This is a genomic window from Pseudomonas sp. BF-RE-22 (assembly GCF_019956155.1).
Classification (GTDB): domain Bacteria; phylum Pseudomonadota; class Gammaproteobacteria; order Pseudomonadales; family Pseudomonadaceae; genus Aquipseudomonas; species Aquipseudomonas migulae.
The window spans coordinates 128,457-144,192 of sequence record NZ_JAHBDD010000003.1; the positions used below are offsets into that span (position 1 = coordinate 128,457).

Annotated in this window: 20 protein-coding genes; 11 read left to right on the top strand and 9 right to left on the bottom strand. The window is 57.3% G+C overall.

The window, feature by feature from the left end:
• Window positions 1-315: 315 nt before the first annotated feature.
• Together KGA82_RS02470 and KGA82_RS02475 are read left to right on the top strand one after the other, a co-directional pair.
• Window positions 316-987 (top strand): hypothetical protein, encoded by a 672-nt coding sequence (locus KGA82_RS02470; protein WP_223449539.1) that lies wholly within the window; start codon window positions 316-318, stop codon window positions 985-987.
• Between the two features lie 14 nt (window positions 988-1,001).
• Window positions 1,002-1,688 carry a tetratricopeptide repeat protein gene (locus KGA82_RS02475; protein WP_223449540.1) on the top strand — a complete coding sequence of 229 codons (687 nt, stop codon included), beginning with the start codon at window positions 1,002-1,004 and terminating at the stop codon, window positions 1,686-1,688.
• A 163-nt stretch (window positions 1,689-1,851) separates the two neighbouring features.
• Here the strand turns inward: KGA82_RS02475 and KGA82_RS02480 are convergent, their stop codons facing one another.
• From KGA82_RS02480 to KGA82_RS02495, 4 genes are read right to left on the bottom strand one after another with little or no spacing between them, the layout of a single operon-like run.
• Window positions 1,852-2,034 carry a DUF1289 domain-containing protein gene (locus KGA82_RS02480; RefSeq protein WP_008033373.1) on the bottom strand — a complete coding sequence of 61 codons (183 nt, stop codon included), beginning with the start codon at window positions 2,032-2,034 and terminating at the stop codon, window positions 1,852-1,854.
• 2 nt (window positions 2,035-2,036) lie between these two features.
• On the bottom strand, window positions 2,037-2,393 hold the full coding sequence (locus tag KGA82_RS02485) for a hypothetical protein (protein WP_223449541.1): 357 nt from the start codon (window positions 2,391-2,393) through the stop codon (window positions 2,037-2,039).
• A gap of 39 nt (window positions 2,394-2,432) precedes the next feature.
• On the bottom strand, window positions 2,433-3,341 hold the full coding sequence (dmeF, locus tag KGA82_RS02490) for a CDF family Co(II)/Ni(II) efflux transporter DmeF (protein WP_223449542.1): 909 nt from the start codon (window positions 3,339-3,341) through the stop codon (window positions 2,433-2,435).
• A 16-nt stretch (window positions 3,342-3,357) separates the two neighbouring features.
• The gene (locus tag KGA82_RS02495; RefSeq protein ID WP_008033367.1) at window positions 3,358-3,633 is read right to left on the bottom strand and encodes a metal/formaldehyde-sensitive transcriptional repressor; all 276 of its coding nucleotides are present in this window, start codon (window positions 3,631-3,633) and stop codon (window positions 3,358-3,360) included.
• 209 nt (window positions 3,634-3,842) lie between these two features.
• Here KGA82_RS02495 and KGA82_RS02500 point away from each other — a divergent pair, with 209 nt between their 5' ends.
• From KGA82_RS02500 to KGA82_RS02515, 4 genes are all read left to right on the top strand, one after another.
• Window positions 3,843-4,184: a hypothetical protein gene (locus KGA82_RS02500; protein ID WP_223449543.1), complete on the top strand. Its 342-nt coding sequence runs from the start codon at window positions 3,843-3,845 to the stop codon at window positions 4,182-4,184.
• A gap of 374 nt (window positions 4,185-4,558) precedes the next feature.
• Window positions 4,559-4,837, top strand: a complete 279-nt coding sequence (locus tag KGA82_RS02505; RefSeq protein ID WP_223449544.1) for a DUF2790 domain-containing protein — start codon at window positions 4,559-4,561, stop codon at window positions 4,835-4,837.
• Between the two features lie 238 nt (window positions 4,838-5,075).
• On the top strand, window positions 5,076-5,723 hold the full coding sequence (locus tag KGA82_RS02510) for a hypothetical protein (protein WP_223449545.1): 648 nt from the start codon (window positions 5,076-5,078) through the stop codon (window positions 5,721-5,723).
• Window positions 5,724-5,812: 89 nt separating this feature from the next.
• Window positions 5,813-6,019 (top strand): co-regulatory protein PtrA N-terminal domain-containing protein, encoded by a 207-nt coding sequence (locus KGA82_RS02515; protein WP_008033360.1) that lies wholly within the window; start codon window positions 5,813-5,815, stop codon window positions 6,017-6,019.
• Between the two features lie 122 nt (window positions 6,020-6,141).
• Here the strand turns inward: KGA82_RS02515 and KGA82_RS02520 are convergent, their stop codons facing one another.
• Both KGA82_RS02520 and KGA82_RS02525 read right to left on the bottom strand, forming a co-directional pair.
• Complete coding sequence (locus KGA82_RS02520; RefSeq protein ID WP_192415939.1) at window positions 6,142-6,468, bottom strand: DMT family transporter; 327 nt, start codon at window positions 6,466-6,468, stop codon at window positions 6,142-6,144.
• 69 nt (window positions 6,469-6,537) lie between these two features.
• On the bottom strand, window positions 6,538-7,539 hold the full coding sequence (locus tag KGA82_RS02525) for an SLAC1 anion channel family protein (RefSeq protein ID WP_223449546.1): 1,002 nt from the start codon (window positions 7,537-7,539) through the stop codon (window positions 6,538-6,540).
• Between the two features lie 115 nt (window positions 7,540-7,654).
• On the opposite strand from KGA82_RS02525, the gene KGA82_RS02530 reads away from it, so the two are divergent.
• The 4 genes from KGA82_RS02530 to KGA82_RS02545 all read left to right on the top strand — a co-directional run bounded on the left by KGA82_RS02530 (window position 7,655) and on the right by KGA82_RS02545 (window position 12,875).
• Window positions 7,655-8,611 (top strand): GlxA family transcriptional regulator, encoded by a 957-nt coding sequence (locus KGA82_RS02530; protein ID WP_192229319.1) that lies wholly within the window; start codon window positions 7,655-7,657, stop codon window positions 8,609-8,611.
• A 190-nt stretch (window positions 8,612-8,801) separates the two neighbouring features.
• Window positions 8,802-9,323, top strand: coding sequence for a sigma-70 family RNA polymerase sigma factor (locus KGA82_RS02535; RefSeq protein WP_223449547.1), 522 nt, complete (start codon window positions 8,802-8,804; stop codon window positions 9,321-9,323).
• Window positions 9,320-10,276 carry a FecR domain-containing protein gene (locus KGA82_RS02540; RefSeq protein ID WP_223449548.1) on the top strand — a complete coding sequence of 319 codons (957 nt, stop codon included), beginning with the start codon at window positions 9,320-9,322 and terminating at the stop codon, window positions 10,274-10,276. Before KGA82_RS02535 ends, KGA82_RS02540 begins: the two co-directional genes overlap by 4 nt.
• A gap of 118 nt (window positions 10,277-10,394) precedes the next feature.
• Window positions 10,395-12,875 carry a TonB-dependent siderophore receptor gene (locus KGA82_RS02545; RefSeq protein ID WP_223449549.1) on the top strand — a complete coding sequence of 827 codons (2,481 nt, stop codon included), beginning with the start codon at window positions 10,395-10,397 and terminating at the stop codon, window positions 12,873-12,875.
• A gap of 119 nt (window positions 12,876-12,994) precedes the next feature.
• Here KGA82_RS02545 and KGA82_RS02550 read toward each other — a convergent pair whose 3' ends face one another.
• The 3 genes from KGA82_RS02550 to KGA82_RS02560 form a co-directional block, all read right to left on the bottom strand.
• Window positions 12,995-13,615, bottom strand: coding sequence for a LysE family translocator (locus tag KGA82_RS02550; RefSeq protein ID WP_223435659.1), 621 nt, complete (start codon window positions 13,613-13,615; stop codon window positions 12,995-12,997).
• A 48-nt stretch (window positions 13,616-13,663) separates the two neighbouring features.
• Window positions 13,664-14,158, bottom strand: coding sequence for a PaaI family thioesterase (locus KGA82_RS02555; protein WP_223449550.1), 495 nt, complete (start codon window positions 14,156-14,158; stop codon window positions 13,664-13,666).
• A gap of 90 nt (window positions 14,159-14,248) precedes the next feature.
• Window positions 14,249-14,653, bottom strand: coding sequence for a RidA family protein (locus KGA82_RS02560; protein ID WP_008024112.1), 405 nt, complete (start codon window positions 14,651-14,653; stop codon window positions 14,249-14,251).
• Window positions 14,654-14,785: 132 nt separating this feature from the next.
• Here KGA82_RS02560 and KGA82_RS02565 point away from each other — a divergent pair, with 132 nt between their 5' ends.
• Window positions 14,786-15,712, top strand: a complete 927-nt coding sequence (locus KGA82_RS02565; protein WP_008024114.1) for a LysR family transcriptional regulator — start codon at window positions 14,786-14,788, stop codon at window positions 15,710-15,712.
• Window positions 15,713-15,736: the final 24 nt, after the last annotated feature.

Below are 15,736 nucleotides of genomic sequence, written 5' to 3' on the forward strand. Positions count from 1 at the left end.
CTCCGTGTGTCGAAAAGTATGTGTCGGCATTGGTCAACTGAATAGGTGGCCGTATGCTATCAGAAACACGGCAGGTTTCATGTTTAGAACTTTCCATTCTGGCCGTTTTCTTCTCGTTATCACGGGCTAATTCAAGTCTTTGGTTACGCTTCTCAATGACTGCTTCTGGCCGATTGCTGTCTATCAGTTGGTTCTCACAAGGATCATTAGGGGATAGACCAAATTTTCTAAATGTGGTCTGTCCCTGAAATCCCCTTGCTAAAGTTCCCGACTCACCAGCCGACAGCCTCCGTTCCCACTTCACGGATGATTCTAATGTTCCGTTCTCTTTTTTCCGGCGTTGCTTTGCTCGCCGTCGGCGCGGCCTGCACTGCCCAAGCCCAGACCGTCACCACGCCCGAACAACTGCTGACTGAATTCTCTCGTTGCGATGCGCATTTCTTCGAGAGCCTGCGCGATGCTCGCCTGCCAGCAGGTACCTTGCGCCTAAGTGACTACGGCTCGGTCAAGGCACCGACCATCATGAGTCCGCTGCAGGAAGGTGGCACTTACCAACACTTCGAAACGCCCCTGATCGTTAACGGCGTGCGTATGGTCGGCTATTACAACCAGGCCGAAACCATCAAGAACGTCGGCAATTTTCTGTTCTGGGGTTTCGTAGCCGATGGCTTGCCGCAAGAGGTGGCCGCAAAACTCAAGCCGCTGATCGTTGACAACGCACGCTTTGTCAGTCAGGGCAAAGCCATTACCCGCGCCGAAATTCGCCGCGTCGGTGACCCGATCGGCCAATGGCGCACCGAAGAACTGACCGGCCCCGGCGTCGCCACGCCGTTTGGTTTCATAGACCGCGTGCTGATCGTCGACACGGGCGACACAACACCGCCACTCGCGGGACACACCACCGTGTTCTGCTCGCTACAAGGCACCGTGACGGCGCCGCTCTTGCAGGTCTATCGCCCTGACCTCAACGCTCATCTGCTCGACTGACAAGGATGCTTATCATGAATACTCGCTGGCCTGCACTGATCGCCTGCTCCGTCATCCTCACAGGTTGTGCAGGGATGCAGAACCCGCAAAAAGCCAACCTTGTCCACTGCGCTAATCAGCTTAAGGCGTCCAAAGCCGAAAACTACTCTCTGGTGCTGCAGGAAGGTGATCTATGCCTGCAGAGAAATACGCTGTCCGCCTCGCTGCAAAGTTTGATTTACGCGGTGCAGGCCGACGCCTACAGCAACCTCAAGCACTTTCCCGAAGCCGTGGCTGCCAAGGAAAAATCCATGCAACTGGAGGTCAAGCCTGATCCGCGCGCCAACCTGGACTTGAGCGCCATGTATCGCGACGCTGGCAACCCGAAAAAAGCCCTTGAACTCGTGCAGTACAACCTTGACAACGGAATGGGAGAAGCCGGAAAGGGTTCCGGCTTCCACATGCCGACCTACTATCATCTGGGCCTAGCGCTGACAGACTTGGGTCAGTACCGAGAGGCCGCTGAAGCATTCAGCACCGGCCTTCAGCGCCAGCCGGACTATGCCTGGGCCTATTATGCGCGCGGGATCGCGTACGACCATTTGGGAGGCAGGGACGACGCCAAGGCCGACTTCATGAAGTTCTCGCAGATTGCCAACAAGAAGTACGTGCTGGAGGAGCACAAGGCCAAGCTCGCCGAGTACAGAATTTCCATGCCGTAACAGGAGAGCCGGCTTGGTGGCGAATGCGGTAGGTCAGCGACCGCTTGCGTCGCATCTCAGATGAGGGAACGATCACCTCTGCTCCACCCCCGGGCGACGAAGCGAACCGAATGCGTCGGGGCCCTTTATAGCCCCGGCGTCACTAAATCTACAGACTCGATCGCTATCCCTGTGCTTTCTTCAACCCTTTCAAACGCACATTCGCCCTTTGCACAGCGGCCATTTTTTCAGGGCGCTTCATGCGTTTCCACTTTCTGATGTCTTCCTTGCTCCGTCCACAACTCACACACAGATCGCCACTCAGTTGGCAAACCGAGATGCAGGGGTTTTCGATTTCTTTAGCCATCGTCAATAACCCTTGGCCAGACGCTTCTGCCAATCACCACCGTGAGTGCGCTGGCATTCTTCTTCGGAGTCAAAGCGGACATTGAGGTCTGAAGGGCTCAGATCGATGTTGGCCTCATTAAAGGCGATGGCCGTCAGCTCAAAGATGCGCGTCTTCGCGTTAACCTGGGCGAGCTTTTTGTCAGCGAGGGTTTCGAACACCCAGATCACCTTCAGGGTTTCAGCCAATGCGTTCAGGTCAGTGATGTGGGTGAGCCAGGTAAAACCCTTGATTTCACTTTTTGCTGTTTCGCACGCATCAGTGAGCGTGGCAATCAATCGGCGTTCGATCCGCGCCAGTTCACGTTTCCCTGGGGGCATTACGGTTTCCTTTGGAGGCAATGGAGGGGAGGGGCTGAATCAGGCCGGTCGAAACTCGACCGTCAGATGGCTGACTTCATGAACCGGCTTCAGACGTTCACGAATGCTGTCGGCGTTCGCAGTGGCTTCACCAAGGACGCTGACGATGGCCGCATGAGCTTGTGGTCCAACTCGCCAGACGTGCAAGTCGGTGATGGTGGCATCCCCAGGTTTCTCAACCAGTTCACGGATTTCCTCGGCAACGTGTGCGTCTGTCTGATCCAGCAGTACACCTGCGGTGACCCCCATCAAGATCCATGCCCAGCGTGCGATCACGATAGCGCCGACAATGCCCATGACCGGGTCCAGCCACACCCAGCCGAGATACCGGCCGGCGAGCAGTGCAGCAATGGCCAGAACCGAAGTCAGCGCGTCCGCGATGACGTGGACGTAGGCCGATTTCAGGTTGTTGTCGTTCCCATGATGGGCATGATCGTGATCGTGCCCATGACTATGTCCGTGACCCAGCAGCAGAGCGCTGACAATGTTGACGATCAAGCCGGCAATCGCGATGAGCGTAGCGGTGCCGAACTGAACTTCCGTTGGCTGCAAGAGACGTATGACGGACTCAACGCCAATTCCCAGGGAGACCATGCCGAGAATCAGCGCCGAGGCGAACCCGCCCAAGTCTCCAACCTTTCCTGTACCGAAACTGTAGCGCTGGCTGAAAGCGTGGCGTTTTGCGTATCCATAAGCAGCCGCCGCGATGCCCAATGCGCCGGCATGGGTTGCCATGTGAAAGCCATCGGCCAGTAATGCCATCGAGCCCGTTATATACCCGGCGGTGATCTCGCCAACCATCATCACAACGGTCAGTATCACAACCCAAAGCGTACGCTTGGCGTTTTCGTCGTGCGCTGAGCCAAGGAACATGTGGTCGTGTGTGTAGTTGATGTTGGAGCTGCTCATGAGTGTGTACCTGCGTTCACTTGGAGTAACGGCGAATGGCCTCAAGAAGTTCTTCGACGCCCTTGTTACGCTCCTCTTCGCTGAGAGCAGGGTTCGCGACATGCTCCCGCGCGTGGTCCTCGATGATTTCCTCCATCAAGCCGTTGATGGCTCCGCGGGTGGCGGCAACAAGGTGCAGTGTTTTGGCACAATCGAGATCCGATTCCAATGCCCGCTCAACGGCTTGGATTTGTCCGGCGATACGTTTTACGCGTTTGAGAAGATCGCCTTTGTTTGCTGCAATATGGCCCATGGGATACCCCCCTACCTATGTATTGCGCATGATAGGCATACCCCCTATACCTATGCAATGTCAGGGGCGGAGAGGGCATCTATAACCCTTGGCAGGAATTTGCGAGGGGGAAAGAGGACCTGGAATGATCGCTTCTGGCTGATTGTTGCCGTTCACCATCGACACTGATGCTCGCCAGCTGCCCCTTGGACTCGAGCAATGGATATCGCTTGGATGAATGGCAGTTCCTCAGCCTGCGGGACGTCTGGAAATCAGCTGTACTTAAAATCCGACATCGAGTTCCTGGAGATCAGATTATGAGAAAGCACAGGACGTTTGGTTGGGTAGCGATGATTTTTCTTCTGGTGGCGAACGGGGCAGCTTGGGCGGCCACCGAACGAGCCGAGACGCGTCGTTCCGCGCGCGATGTCAGGCAGGAAACGCGCCAAGGTGCGCGTGAGACGAAACAGGATTGTCGAGCAGCCGATGCCCAGAGCAATCCCGGTTGCCGACAAGACAAGCGACAAACGAAGCAGGAAGGACGTCAAAAAGCCCGGGATATCAAGTACTGAATCTGGACGCTCGAACGGCGGAAACTGGCCGATTTCGGCCAGTCATGGACGGCAGAAATCGGCCAATACCCGATATTTCTCACCCTGGCTCGCAGACGTTTTCGGTCCATGTGCCGTCACAGCCAGCACGTGAAATCTTGCGCGAAAATCCGTCATAACATGTTATGACCTCACTCAAAAATGCCGTTTGGCCCAACAAATACGGCGTTTAATGGACGAATGGTCGTAAGGCGTCAAGCGCGGGGAATTGCTAGGGGCCTGAAGCCACTACAGGCGACTCAGATCGGCGCGTTCGTCGCGGTGAAGTGAACTTCACTTTGATCACGTGTCACATTAAGTCCTCGTTAAGAGAACTTCAGTGGAGGTATAGCGTTATGAACGTGGCCACAATTGTCAGTGCCGTGATTTCCAGTCTCGCGCCAACTGTCTTCGACCAGAACGGCCTGCAAGAACCCGGCGCGCATGTCTCAGCCGTCGATTACCACTACGGTATGGAAATCGATGTGAAGCGGGTATTGCAGCGCACTGATACATCCAACAAGACAGGCGTGGTACCGGTGACCCTGGTCTATGAAGACAGCCTGGGTGAGGTTCACAAGATCCGTTTCCTCGAATGGGGCGCAAGCCCGGCAAATCCCGCCAGCATTGCCTGATCCGCTCGCCGATAGGGTTCTGGATCTCGCCGACCCCAGAAGCGGAAGTTAAACCTCATATGCACTAAGTACGGATGATTAAAAGTTCATTCGCGAAGATCACTATTATCCTGGCAGCGTAACACTGCGAGATTATTTAATAATAATTGTTGGATCCTAATTACAATCAGCAACGGCAAACTTCAATCAAGCTGTGCCGAGAACTATGTTGATTCACTATTTAAGTCAAGAGGTAACCATGGAGCTTAGTATGATTTCTTCGTCCGCCGTGGAATATTTTCGTTTGGGCGTTGTATATTTCCATCTTATCGCCTGCTGTGTTGCAATCGGTCTTGTCTTGACCAGTGACGTTGCAATGGTCAAGCAACTCCTGAACGGGGACGTGTCGGGTCACCATGATGACGCACATATGGAAAGCCTTCAAAAAACCGTCGTACTTGCACTTGTAGCTCTTTGGATTACGGGCATTGGCATTATCGGGATCGATTATGCCGGCAAGGGGATGGAGTATTTCCAGAATCCAAAGTTGCAAGCAAAAATCGGGATCGTTGTACTGCTGACCTTTAACGGCTTCCTGTTGCATAGCGCTGTATTGCCGGCGCTGAAAAAAGCCGGTTCGTTACTTGAACTTTCCTTCAGCCTTCGCATGCTGGCGCTGTTCTCGGGTGCGCTCTCTGGTGTGTCGTGGTTTTATGCCGCCATGTTGGGTGTTGGTCGTCCGCTGGCCTGGAAATACTCGCTGATCGAGTTGCTGGCAGCCTATCCGGTTCTCATCGTTGGTGGATTCGCAATGATGGTAATGCTCACCGCCTGGGCAAAAAGCAGAGATACCGACGGGCGTATGGAGCAAGGCACCTGGACGCAACAAAACGCCGCCCTGGCTTAATGCTAAAGCCAGGTTGAATAAGCAAGTAATGCTTTAGCAAATAACTACCACTGTTATCTATTAATAAACTCTTACTTGAGGAAACCCAAATGAAATCCATGAAAGTTCTTTTCGTCGCCGCCGCTCTGACCGCTTCCACTCTGGCTATGGCCACAGGTGGCGGTGATCGGACCTTCACACGTATGGAGTCGGCCCGGAAAGTCTCGATGGAAGCCTTCCAGGTTGCACAGAAACAGAAGGCTGAAGCCGCTGTTGCCGAAAGCAAAGCCAAGGCGACCGATCGCACCAACGGCTGATCTGTGTAGGGTCATTAGGGGACAGACCACATTTTCTAGATGTGGTCTGTCCCTGAAATCCCTGAAATCCCTGAAATCCTCTCTCGCTTGAGCCCAAAAGACATTCTGAAGTCCTTGCTCGTTCAAGCTGCCCAGCGTAGTCCCGCGACACTCAGCAGGATCAATCCGATCCAGACCATTCGCCAGAGTGAAACCCCATCACCCAACCAGTACATGCCGACAATGGCTGTGCCGGCGGCGCCGATGCCGGTCCAGACTGCATAGGCGGTACCGACTGGCAGAACGCGCAACGCCATCGTCAACAGGCACAAACTGCCGGCCAACACGATGACGGTACCGGCCAACACGGCGGGCCGTTCAAAGCCGTTTGCAGATTTCAAACCGACCGCAAAGGCGATTTCCAGTAGTCCGGCAACGATCAGCATTAACCACGAAGTGCTGTGTGTCATTCGATGAAACCTGTAGGGGCAAAAAAAAAGAAGCGAGCCGGTGAAGGCTCGCCAAAGGGAGGTAAAGCGTCAGTTGGCCAACAGTTTGCCGCTGAACAGGCTGATCAGGGTTTTCACCAACAGCACGGCCAGTGCCACGGTGAGGAACAGCAGGATCGCCGCAGCGATGACCATCAGCAGAGCGTTGTCCTGGGCATGTGCATATTTCAGCGCCGCATTGCTCAGGGCCGCGATAGGAAAGCTGATAGCCCACCACGAAGGGGCAAAGGGCACATCGCGACGGAACACTTTGAAGCTCAGCACCACGAACAGGAACAGGCCGAAGTAGAACAACACACTGGCAAACCGGTCGATTTCGCCGAACACGTTGGTGTACGCCAGGAAACCTACTTCGAAGGGTGCAATCAGGACCATCAACGAAGGCACCATGCCTTTGGCCAAAGCGGCCTCATGCACCAGTCGCGAAAAGATCCGGGTGAAGAAAACCAATGCCAGCACCGCACCCACGGCGAGGGCAAACAGGTTGAACTCCGCAGCCCAAACCATGGGCATGTGCGCACCGGTTACCGCGATGTCGAGGGTGGCAACACCAGGAATCAGCCAGGCAGGCACGGCATTCACCGAATCCTGATTGCCCGACAACAGACGCGAAACCACCAGGCCTGCGAGCAACACCGTCAGCGCGCTGCCCAGTATCCACAGAGCCTCTGCGAGCCACTGGCTATGGGGCGCAGCGACTGCCGAAAGCAGCAACAGGGCAATGGTGACGGTGCCAAAAAAGTTGCTGGCAATCGGATGGTTGAACTCGGCCTTTACTGCTTCAGGGTGTTTCACCCATTTGCTCAGGTAACCCAGGGTCAGCAGCACGAATACCAGGCCGGCCAGTGCGCCAATCGCTTCACCCAATGCGCCGCCGACGCCGAAATATTGGCCACTCAAACGCCAGGCCAATCCCAGGCCAGCCAGACCCATGACGGAACCGAACAGGTTGATGGGCAGGTTTTTGATCGACGTCTTACTGCTTGATACCGATTGTGCAGCTGCGACGGAGGAAGTGTATGCAGTGTTCATGGCGGTCTCCCGTTTGACTGAATTTGCTGTTGGAGCTATTTTCAGCCGAAAAGGCCATGGCTGAAATAGTCACATAGCGACGTATTCAGCCAATGATTCGACGAGGACAGACATCATGCGCATAACTCTCCTGGCGTTCCCCCGCGTGCAGCTTCTGGACGTCATCGGCCCGGCAGACGTCTTTGCTGAAGCGGCAAAGCAGCTCGGCAATCCGCGCGCCTATCGGGTGGAAGTCATCGGTACCGACAAGGGGATGATCAAGGGTTCAAGCGGATTGAAGCTGGGCATCGACGAGACCTTCGATACCTATAAAGGCAAGATCGATACGTTGCTCGTGGCCGGAAGCCCACACATCGATGAAATTGCGCTCGACCCCGCACTGCAAGAATGGCTGCGCCGACAGGCGAAATCCGTGCGCCGTATCGGCTCGGTCTGCAGCGGTGCTTTCTTGCTCGCCGCCGCTGGCCTGCTGGACGGACGCCGAGTCACTACTCACTGGAATTCCAGCGCAAAACTCGCCAAGGAGCACCCGCAAACCCAGGTCGAACCCGACAGCATCTTCATCAAGGACGGCAACATCTACACCTCGGCGGGTGTCACGGCCGGCATGGACCTGGCCCTGGCGCTGGTCGAAGAGGATCACGGCAGAGAACTGGCGCTGAGCGTTGCCCGTGAAATGGTGATGTTCTTCAAGCGGCCTGGCGGACAGTCGCAATTCAGCGCGCAACTGGCAGCGCAAACCGCAGAGCGCAGCGTAATCAGAGACGTGCAGGATTATGTTTTGGAGCACCTGAAGGCTGACTTGAGCGTACCCACCCTGGCTGCCCGCGCCGGGATGAGCGAGCGCAACTTCGCCCGTACCTTTAAATCCGAAGCGAATTCGACCCCGGCCGAATTTGTCGAGCTGGCGCGCATTGATGCGGCCAGGCGGCTAATCGAAGGCTCGGACGTATCACTCAAGCGCTTGGCCGATACCGTCGGCTATGCCAATACGGACGGGTTCAGAAGGGCATTTATGCGACGCCTCGGAGTGGGGCCGAGCGATTATCGCAAGCGGTTTTCATCCGTGTGATGCAGGGGTAAGCGTCAGCGACATTGATCAAGCGTCTTCAGAAATATCCTGATAGCCGCCTGCATGTATTTATTGATGGGCTTGATGCATCTGCCTGGCGTCGCGCCTGTCAGCCAATGTGGCTATTGCAAATCACCCATTGCACACATGACAATGCGAGTCATTATCACTCGCAAATTATTCCATCGTCATGTCCGCCAACGATTTATCCCTGCGTAGCGCCGTCAATGATCTGTATTGCGACCATCACGGTTGGCTCAATGGCTGGCTGCGCAAGCGCCTGGGCAATGCGTTCGATGCGGCAGACCTGACGCAGGACACCTTCGTCCGGGTCCTCAAGGCGCGTAACGCACTCGATATTCGCGAGCCGCGACCTTACCTGTCGATGATCGCCAAGGGTTTGCTGATCGATCTGTTCCGCAGGCGGTCATTGGAACAGTCCTATCTGGAAGCCTTGGCGGCCATGCCCGAATGGCAGCAGCCTTCGTTGGAGGAGCAGGCGATCCTGTTGCAAGCCCTGATGGAGATCGACCGCCTGCTGCAAGGATTGGGGACGAAGGTCAAACAGACGTTCATCCTGTCTCAGTTCGACGGCTTGACCTACCCGCAGATTGCCGAGCGCTTGAATATCAGCTCTCGCACGGTCAACAACTACATGGCCAAAGCCATGGAGCATTGCTGCCTGATGCAGATTCAGTTGCAACTGGCATGAGCCTTTCGCCCGCTGAGTTGAAGGCAATCAGCGTTGCCGCCCAGTGGTACGCCCGACTTCGGTCGGGTGTCGCCACCGATTCGGACCTGGCCGCCTGGAACGACTGGCTGGTCGCCGACCCTGCCCATCGACAAGCCTGGCAACGCATGGCGGACGTCGGCGAGCAGATGGCCAGTGTGCCGGGCGCCCTGGCTTCACCAGCGTTGCATGGAGCTGATCGATCCCGGCGTCAGGTGTTGCGCAGTGTGCTGGTGCTTGCCTCCGCCAGTTCGCTGGGCTGGCTGGGCTGGCGCAGTGAAACCTCGCAGAACCTGTTCACCGATTTTCGCACTGCCGTGGGGGAGCGCCGTGAGTTCCGGTTGGCGGATGGCAGCTCGTTGCTGCTCAATACCGACACCTCGGTGAATCTTCGTTTTGACGGTCGTCAACGTGTGCTCGAACTGTTGCGTGGCGAGATCCTCGTGACGACCGCTGTCGATCCCTTGCAACGACCCTTCAAGGTGCTCACCCGTCATGCAGAGGTGCTGGCGCTCGGGACGCGTTTTATCGTCCGGTCCCTTGAGCAGGGCGGCGGGGTGGCGGTGATCGAGAAGGCCGTAGAGGTCCGTTCGGCTGGCGGTGGCTCGACGGTGCGTCTGGAAGCCGGCCAGTCCCTGGACTTCGATGGTCACTCGTTGGGGGCGGTACGGCGCAACGACGCAGCCGTCGGCGCCTGGCAAACGGGCAGCATCATTGCCATCAATCGTCCCTTGGCCGAGTTGCTGGCTGACCTTTCGCGCTATCGCACAGGTGTGCTGCGCTGTGATCCGCGTATTGCCCAATTGAAAGTGTCCGGCGCTTTTCCCATTGATAACACCGACCTGGCGCTGGCTGCGCTGGAGAGTGGTTTCTCGCTGCGGATCACCCGCTTCAGCCGCTATTGGGTCGACGTGTCGCGTGGTGATTTGCTCTGAATGTGGGCTTGCTCGCGATAGAACTGAAAATAATTTTCCGGCCTTTGCACTTTTCATACACATCGTTCGGCTCATCCCTCAGTGAGTTTTTATTGATTGTTTTTGGGGGAGGGTAAGCATGTCTCGGGTGTACAAGTCTGATCGTCTGGCGACCGCAGTGACGGTCGGGCTATTGGCGGCAACGACGGCGGGCGTCTGGTCCACGGCAACGCTTGCGGCACAGGTGCCGGTGCAACAGCAGAACCCGGTGAAATCGTTCAACATTCCCGGCGGCAGCCTGACCGAAGTGCTCAGCCAATTCGCCAGTGCGGCGGGTGCCGCCATTTCCTTTGATGCGCGACAACTCGAAGGGTTGAAATCCCCGGGCCTCAACGGTGCGTTCGGGATCAGCGAAGGGTTTGCGCGGATTCTGGGCGCAAGTGGTCTGCAAGCCGAACCCCAGGCCAACGGTACTTATGTCCTGCGACCAGCCCCGGCTGCCGGCTCGGCCCTGGAACTGGGTGCGACCAACATCAATGGGCAAATGCTCGGCGCGACCACCGAAAACAGCGGCTCGTACACCACGGGGGCGGTGACTATCGGCAAGGGTGAGCACTCACTCAGGGAAACGCCGCAGTCGGTCACGGTGATGACGCGCAAGATGCTCGATGACCAGAACCTGAACACCATCGACCAGGTCATGGAAAAGACCCCGGGCATCACCGTCTACGACTCGACCATGGGCGGCAAGTATTTCTACTCGCGCGGATTCCGCATGTCGGGCCAGTATCAGTACGACGGCGTCCCTCTGGACATGGGCAGCCTCTATGTTCAGGCCGACAGTTTCAGCGGTGACATGGCGTACTACGACCGTGTCGAAATCCTTCGCGGCGCAGCCGGGATGATGAAAGGTTCAGGTGGCACCGCCGGCGGGGTGAACTTCGTGCGCAAACGCGGCCAGACGGCCCCGCACACCGACATCACGCTGTCCGGTGGCAGCTGGGACAACTATCGCGGACAGGTCGACACCGGTGGCCCGCTCAACGAGTCCGGCACCCTGCGCGGACGGGCCGTTGTCGCCGAGCAGAGTCGGCATTACTCGGTAGATGACGCCAGTCGCAAGGATCAGGTGTATTACGGCGCGCTCGACGCTGATGTGAGCCCCGACACGACACTCGGCCTGGGCGTTGCCTATGAAGATGTGGACGCCAACCCTTGCTGGGGTGGCCTGCCGCGTTACCGGGACCGCAGCGATTTGAAGCTCAGCCGCTCGACCTGCCTCGACCCTTCGTGGAACACGTGGCGCAGCCAGCGCACCACCGTTTTCAGTGATTTGAATCACCGGTTCAATGATGACTGGAGCTTGAAGGTCGCCAGTGTTTATACAAAAAACACCCAGGACATCAAGTACGCATTCGCTTCCGGCGCCGTGACGCCTGGCACCAATACCACCGGCATGCTGGGCAGCATGTACGATTACGATCAAGTCGATTACGGCCTTGATGCGTACGTGGATGGCAAGTTCAACGCGTTCGGCCAGCAACATGAATTGATCGTGGGCGCCAACGCCAGCCGTTCAAAAAAGGACGACTTCTACTCGGTGGCGTTTCTGAAGCAACGCCAGAATGTGTTCAACCCCGACAAACATATTCCGGAGCCGGATGACAGTTACTTTATCGACAACTCGTCTCGCGGCGGGCCGGTCAATTCGGTGACCAAACAGAAGGGCATTTACTCGACACTGCGGTTGAAACTGGCTGATCCGCTGACATTCGTCGTCGGCAGTCGGGTGAGCTGGTACTACTCCGAAACCGACTCCGACTTCATCAACACAGGCACCTCGGAACATTCCAGCGCTACCGAGACCGGGCAGGTGACGCCGTTTGCCGGTGTGCTTCTGGACCTTAACGAGAACCTGACGGCCTATGCCAGCTACTCGGATATCTTTACCCCGCAAGGCAATTTCCGCTCGGAAGACGGTTCGGCGCTCAAGCCGCTCGTGGGCCAGAGCTATGAGCTGGGGATCAAGGGCGCCTGGTTCGACGGTCGCCTGAACAGTTCCTTCAACTTGTTCCGCACGATCCAGAAAGATCAGGCGCAGACGGACTACAACTCATCCTGTCCTTCATCCGATGGTTACTGCTACGTCAATGCCGGCAAGGTTCGCGCCCAGGGATTCGAGGCCGAGATCAGCGGTGAAGTCATTGAACGCCTGCAAGTGCTGGCGGGTTACACCTATACCCAGACCAAAACCCTCGACGACATCGACACCAGCCTGAACGGCGCGGCGTTCAACAGTTATGTGCCTCGGCATGTGCTGCGCATGTGGGGCGATTACGCCCTGAGCGGGTCGCTTGAGCGATTCACGATCGGTGCCGGCGTCAACGCGCAAAGCGATAACTTCCGGGTTTCACCTTCCAGTGGCGACAAAATCAGCCAGTCAGGTTATGCGGTCTGGAACGGCCGCATCGGTTACCGCATCGACGACACCTGGTCGGTTGCGCTCAACGGCAACAACCTGTTCGACAAGCGCTACTACGCCACCATCGGTACCGAAACCTTCGGCAACTACTACGGTGATCCACGCAACTTTATGGTGTCGGTCAAAGCGAGTTTTTAACGCAGGCCGCGCTGAAAACGCCGCATAACCCGTGAACGAAATGCCCGCTTCGCAAGAGGCGGGCATTTTTTTGGGTTCTTCACACAATCCCGAGAAACACAAAACTGTAGGAGCGCTGTTCACCGCTTGCTGAACGCCAACCGCGCTGCAAACAGAACAAAGATCATGCCCGTCGTGCGGTCCATCCACTTGATGACTTTTTCACGCCGCAGCACCAGGGCGAGTGGTTGTGTAGCGCGAATCAACGTCAACGACCAGATCAAACCGAGCACCACGTGAATGCTGACCAGGCCAAATGTCCAGGCAATCAGCGACTGGCCCTGGGGAATGAACTGTGGGAGAAAAGAGACGTAAAAAATGCCGATTTTCGGATTGAGCACATTCCCCATCATGCCTTTCAGAAACCAGTTGGCCGTTGGTTTTGCGTCGGTTTCGAGGGGCGACAGCGAGCGGCGCGGGCGCAGCAGCATGTTCAGGCCCAGCCACGCCAGGTAAGCGGCGCCGCAGTATTTCAGGACGTTGAAGGCCAGTTCCGAGACAGCGATCAACGCGCCCAGGCCAAAAGCGACCGCAGCGCCCCACAGGAAGCAGCCGGCATTGATGCCCAATGCCGCGCGGAAGGCCTGTTGTCGGCCTTCCACCGTTGCGGTTCGCAGGATCAATGCGGTATCGAGGCCGGGCGTCAGTGTCAGCAACGTGGCCGCGAAGGTAAACGCGAGAAGATTGTCGGCGATGGACATGGGCGTGCGCTTCCAAAAGAGGATGCGCGCACGTTATCACGCGGCGACCTATCGGTTGTGCGCGACGTCGGCCAATTGAGCGGTGTCCACGCGAACAAAAGTGGAGTCGCCCACCGCCGTGAGCACGTCCCCGGCGTAGATCTCGCAGATGACCCGAGTCTTGCGCCCGACATCACCTTCGACTTTCGCCCGCAGGGTCAGCGGGACACCCATCGGCGTCGGCTTGATGAACTTGATGCCGAGGTTGCCCGTGACGCAATTGATGCGCGGAAGGCTGGCGGGGTCGCGGTTTTCCGCCCGGTAGTGATAGGCCATCGCGGTCCAGTTGGAATGGCAATCCACCAACATCGCGATCAAACCGCCGTAGACCAGATCCGGCCAGCCGCAATACCTGGCGTCGGGCACGTGCTCGGCGATGACATGCTCGCCGTCTTCGTGCCAGAAGCTTTTGACGTGCAGCCCATGCGGGTTGCGGCTGCCACAGCCATAACAAACGCCTTCCGGCGCCGCGGTGTCTTGCAGGGAAATGTCGGGTGTGGACATGCCTGGGTCATCCTCAAAAGTGTGGGCTGAACATTTTCCGATTCTAACGCCGAACGGATAGCCGCGTTCATTCCCTGTGCAGGCGTCAGTTCATTCCTCGGCGGTGTCTGGAAGCCTGGCAATCACCTTGATCTCGAATTGAAAGCCATACAGCCACGTTACGCCGACTCCGGTCAACGTCGGGTGCGGTGCGTTACCCCAGAACTCCGGCACGATCTTCCAGATGGTTTCGAAGGTCGATTCGGGGTCGACGATGAACACGGTGACATCAATCACATCGTCGAAGGTGCAACCGGCCGCCACGAGGATCGCGTTCAAATTGGTGAAGGCGAGCCGCACCTGTTTCTCCAGATCCGGTTCGGGCGATCCATCCTCAGCGCTGCCGACTTGCCCCGAGACGAACAAAAAGCCGTTGGAGCGAATAGCCGGTGAGTAGCGATTGCGCTCATATAGCGCCTGGCGTTTGGCTGGGAAAACAACATCGCGCTGCGTCATGAAAGGCCTCCATCAAGGGCTCTGTGTGAACGATGAAGGGACTGTAAGGACTTGCATCGGGGCGATAAACGAGCAACCTTGGCCAGCACTGTTTGTGATATCCAAACAATCCTATCGATACCTGGGGCTGCAATGGACCGTTTTGATGCAATGCAGGCATTCGCGCGCGTGGTGGAGGCGGGCAGTTTCACCAAGGCGGCCGAAACCCTGCACATGAGCAAGACCACCGTGACCCAACTGGTGCAGCAACTGGAGGCCCGGTTGCGCGTCAAGTTGCTCAACCGCACCACGCGCAAGGTCAACGTCACGGCTGATGGCGCCGTCTATTACGAGCGGGTGTTGCGGCTGCTGGCCGACATGGACGATGCCGAAACCAGCCTGTCCGGTGCGTCGACGTTGCCCAGAGGCCGGCTGCGCGTGGATGTGCCGAGCCCGCTGGCGAGGATGATTCTGGTGCCGGCATTGCCTGCGTTTTATGCGCGATACCCGGACATCCAGATCGACATGGGCGTCAGCGATCGCATCGTCGACATCATCGATGAAAACGTCGATTGCGTGGTGCGCGGCGGCGAGCTGATGGACCAGTCGCTGATGGCCCGGCGTGTCGCTGACCTGCCGCTTGGGGTGTTTGCAGCACCGAGCTATCTGGCTCGCGTCGGCGTGCCTTTGCATCCGCAAGAGCTGGAGGATTCGGATCATCGAGTCGTCGGCTTTTTGTGGGCGCGCACCGGCAAACCGGTGCCCTACGCGATGTACAACGAACGTGAGCGTGTGCAGGTCAAAGGACGTTATGTGCTGGCCGTCGATGATGGCAACGCATTTCTTGCGGCGGGCCTCGCCGGGCTCGGTGTGCTTTGGCTGCCCAAATACATGTCCCGGGACTACGAGGCTCGCGGTGAATTGGTACCGCTGTTCGAGGACTGGAGTCTCGAGACGATGCCCTTGTATGTGGCCTTCCCGCCGAACCGGCACATCAGCCTGAAGCTGCGCGTGTTTATTGATTGGGTGGTCGAGTTGATGGCGCAGCATGCGCCGGTTGCTGATCGGCCGGGGGCATGAGGCTAGGGGGTAACGGTCCCTTTT

Excerpts from the sequence above, each read along its gene's own strand:
- KGA82_RS02470 (WP_223449539.1), top strand. The coding sequence starts at position 316 with ATGTTCCGTTCTCTTTTTTCCGGCGTTGCTTTGCTCGCCGTCGGCGCG.
- KGA82_RS02475 (WP_223449540.1), top strand. The coding sequence starts at position 1,002 with ATGAATACTCGCTGGCCTGCACTGATCGCCTGCTCCGTCATCCTCACA.
- KGA82_RS02480 (WP_008033373.1), bottom strand. The coding sequence starts at position 2,034 with ATGGCTAAAGAAATCGAAAACCCCTGCATCTCGGTTTGCCAACTGAGT.
- KGA82_RS02485 (WP_223449541.1), bottom strand. The coding sequence starts at position 2,393 with ATGCCCCCAGGGAAACGTGAACTGGCGCGGATCGAACGCCGATTGATT.
- dmeF (WP_223449542.1), bottom strand. The coding sequence starts at position 3,341 with ATGAGCAGCTCCAACATCAACTACACACACGACCACATGTTCCTTGGC.
- KGA82_RS02495 (WP_008033367.1), bottom strand. The coding sequence starts at position 3,633 with ATGGGCCATATTGCAGCAAACAAAGGCGATCTTCTCAAACGCGTAAAA.
- KGA82_RS02505 (WP_223449544.1), top strand. The coding sequence starts at position 4,559 with ATGAACGTGGCCACAATTGTCAGTGCCGTGATTTCCAGTCTCGCGCCA.
- KGA82_RS02510 (WP_223449545.1), top strand. The coding sequence starts at position 5,076 with ATGGAGCTTAGTATGATTTCTTCGTCCGCCGTGGAATATTTTCGTTTG.
- KGA82_RS02515 (WP_008033360.1), top strand. The coding sequence starts at position 5,813 with ATGAAATCCATGAAAGTTCTTTTCGTCGCCGCCGCTCTGACCGCTTCC.
- KGA82_RS02520 (WP_192415939.1), bottom strand. The coding sequence starts at position 6,468 with ATGACACACAGCACTTCGTGGTTAATGCTGATCGTTGCCGGACTACTG.
- KGA82_RS02525 (WP_223449546.1), bottom strand. The coding sequence starts at position 7,539 with ATGAACACTGCATACACTTCCTCCGTCGCAGCTGCACAATCGGTATCA.
- KGA82_RS02530 (WP_192229319.1), top strand. The coding sequence starts at position 7,655 with ATGCGCATAACTCTCCTGGCGTTCCCCCGCGTGCAGCTTCTGGACGTC.
- KGA82_RS02535 (WP_223449547.1), top strand. The coding sequence starts at position 8,802 with ATGTCCGCCAACGATTTATCCCTGCGTAGCGCCGTCAATGATCTGTAT.
- KGA82_RS02540 (WP_223449548.1), top strand. The coding sequence starts at position 9,320 with ATGAGCCTTTCGCCCGCTGAGTTGAAGGCAATCAGCGTTGCCGCCCAG.
- KGA82_RS02545 (WP_223449549.1), top strand. The coding sequence starts at position 10,395 with ATGTCTCGGGTGTACAAGTCTGATCGTCTGGCGACCGCAGTGACGGTC.
- KGA82_RS02550 (WP_223435659.1), bottom strand. The coding sequence starts at position 13,615 with ATGTCCATCGCCGACAATCTTCTCGCGTTTACCTTCGCGGCCACGTTG.
- KGA82_RS02555 (WP_223449550.1), bottom strand. The coding sequence starts at position 14,158 with ATGTCCACACCCGACATTTCCCTGCAAGACACCGCGGCGCCGGAAGGC.
- KGA82_RS02560 (WP_008024112.1), bottom strand. The coding sequence starts at position 14,653 with ATGACGCAGCGCGATGTTGTTTTCCCAGCCAAACGCCAGGCGCTATAT.
- KGA82_RS02565 (WP_008024114.1), top strand. The coding sequence starts at position 14,786 with ATGGACCGTTTTGATGCAATGCAGGCATTCGCGCGCGTGGTGGAGGCG.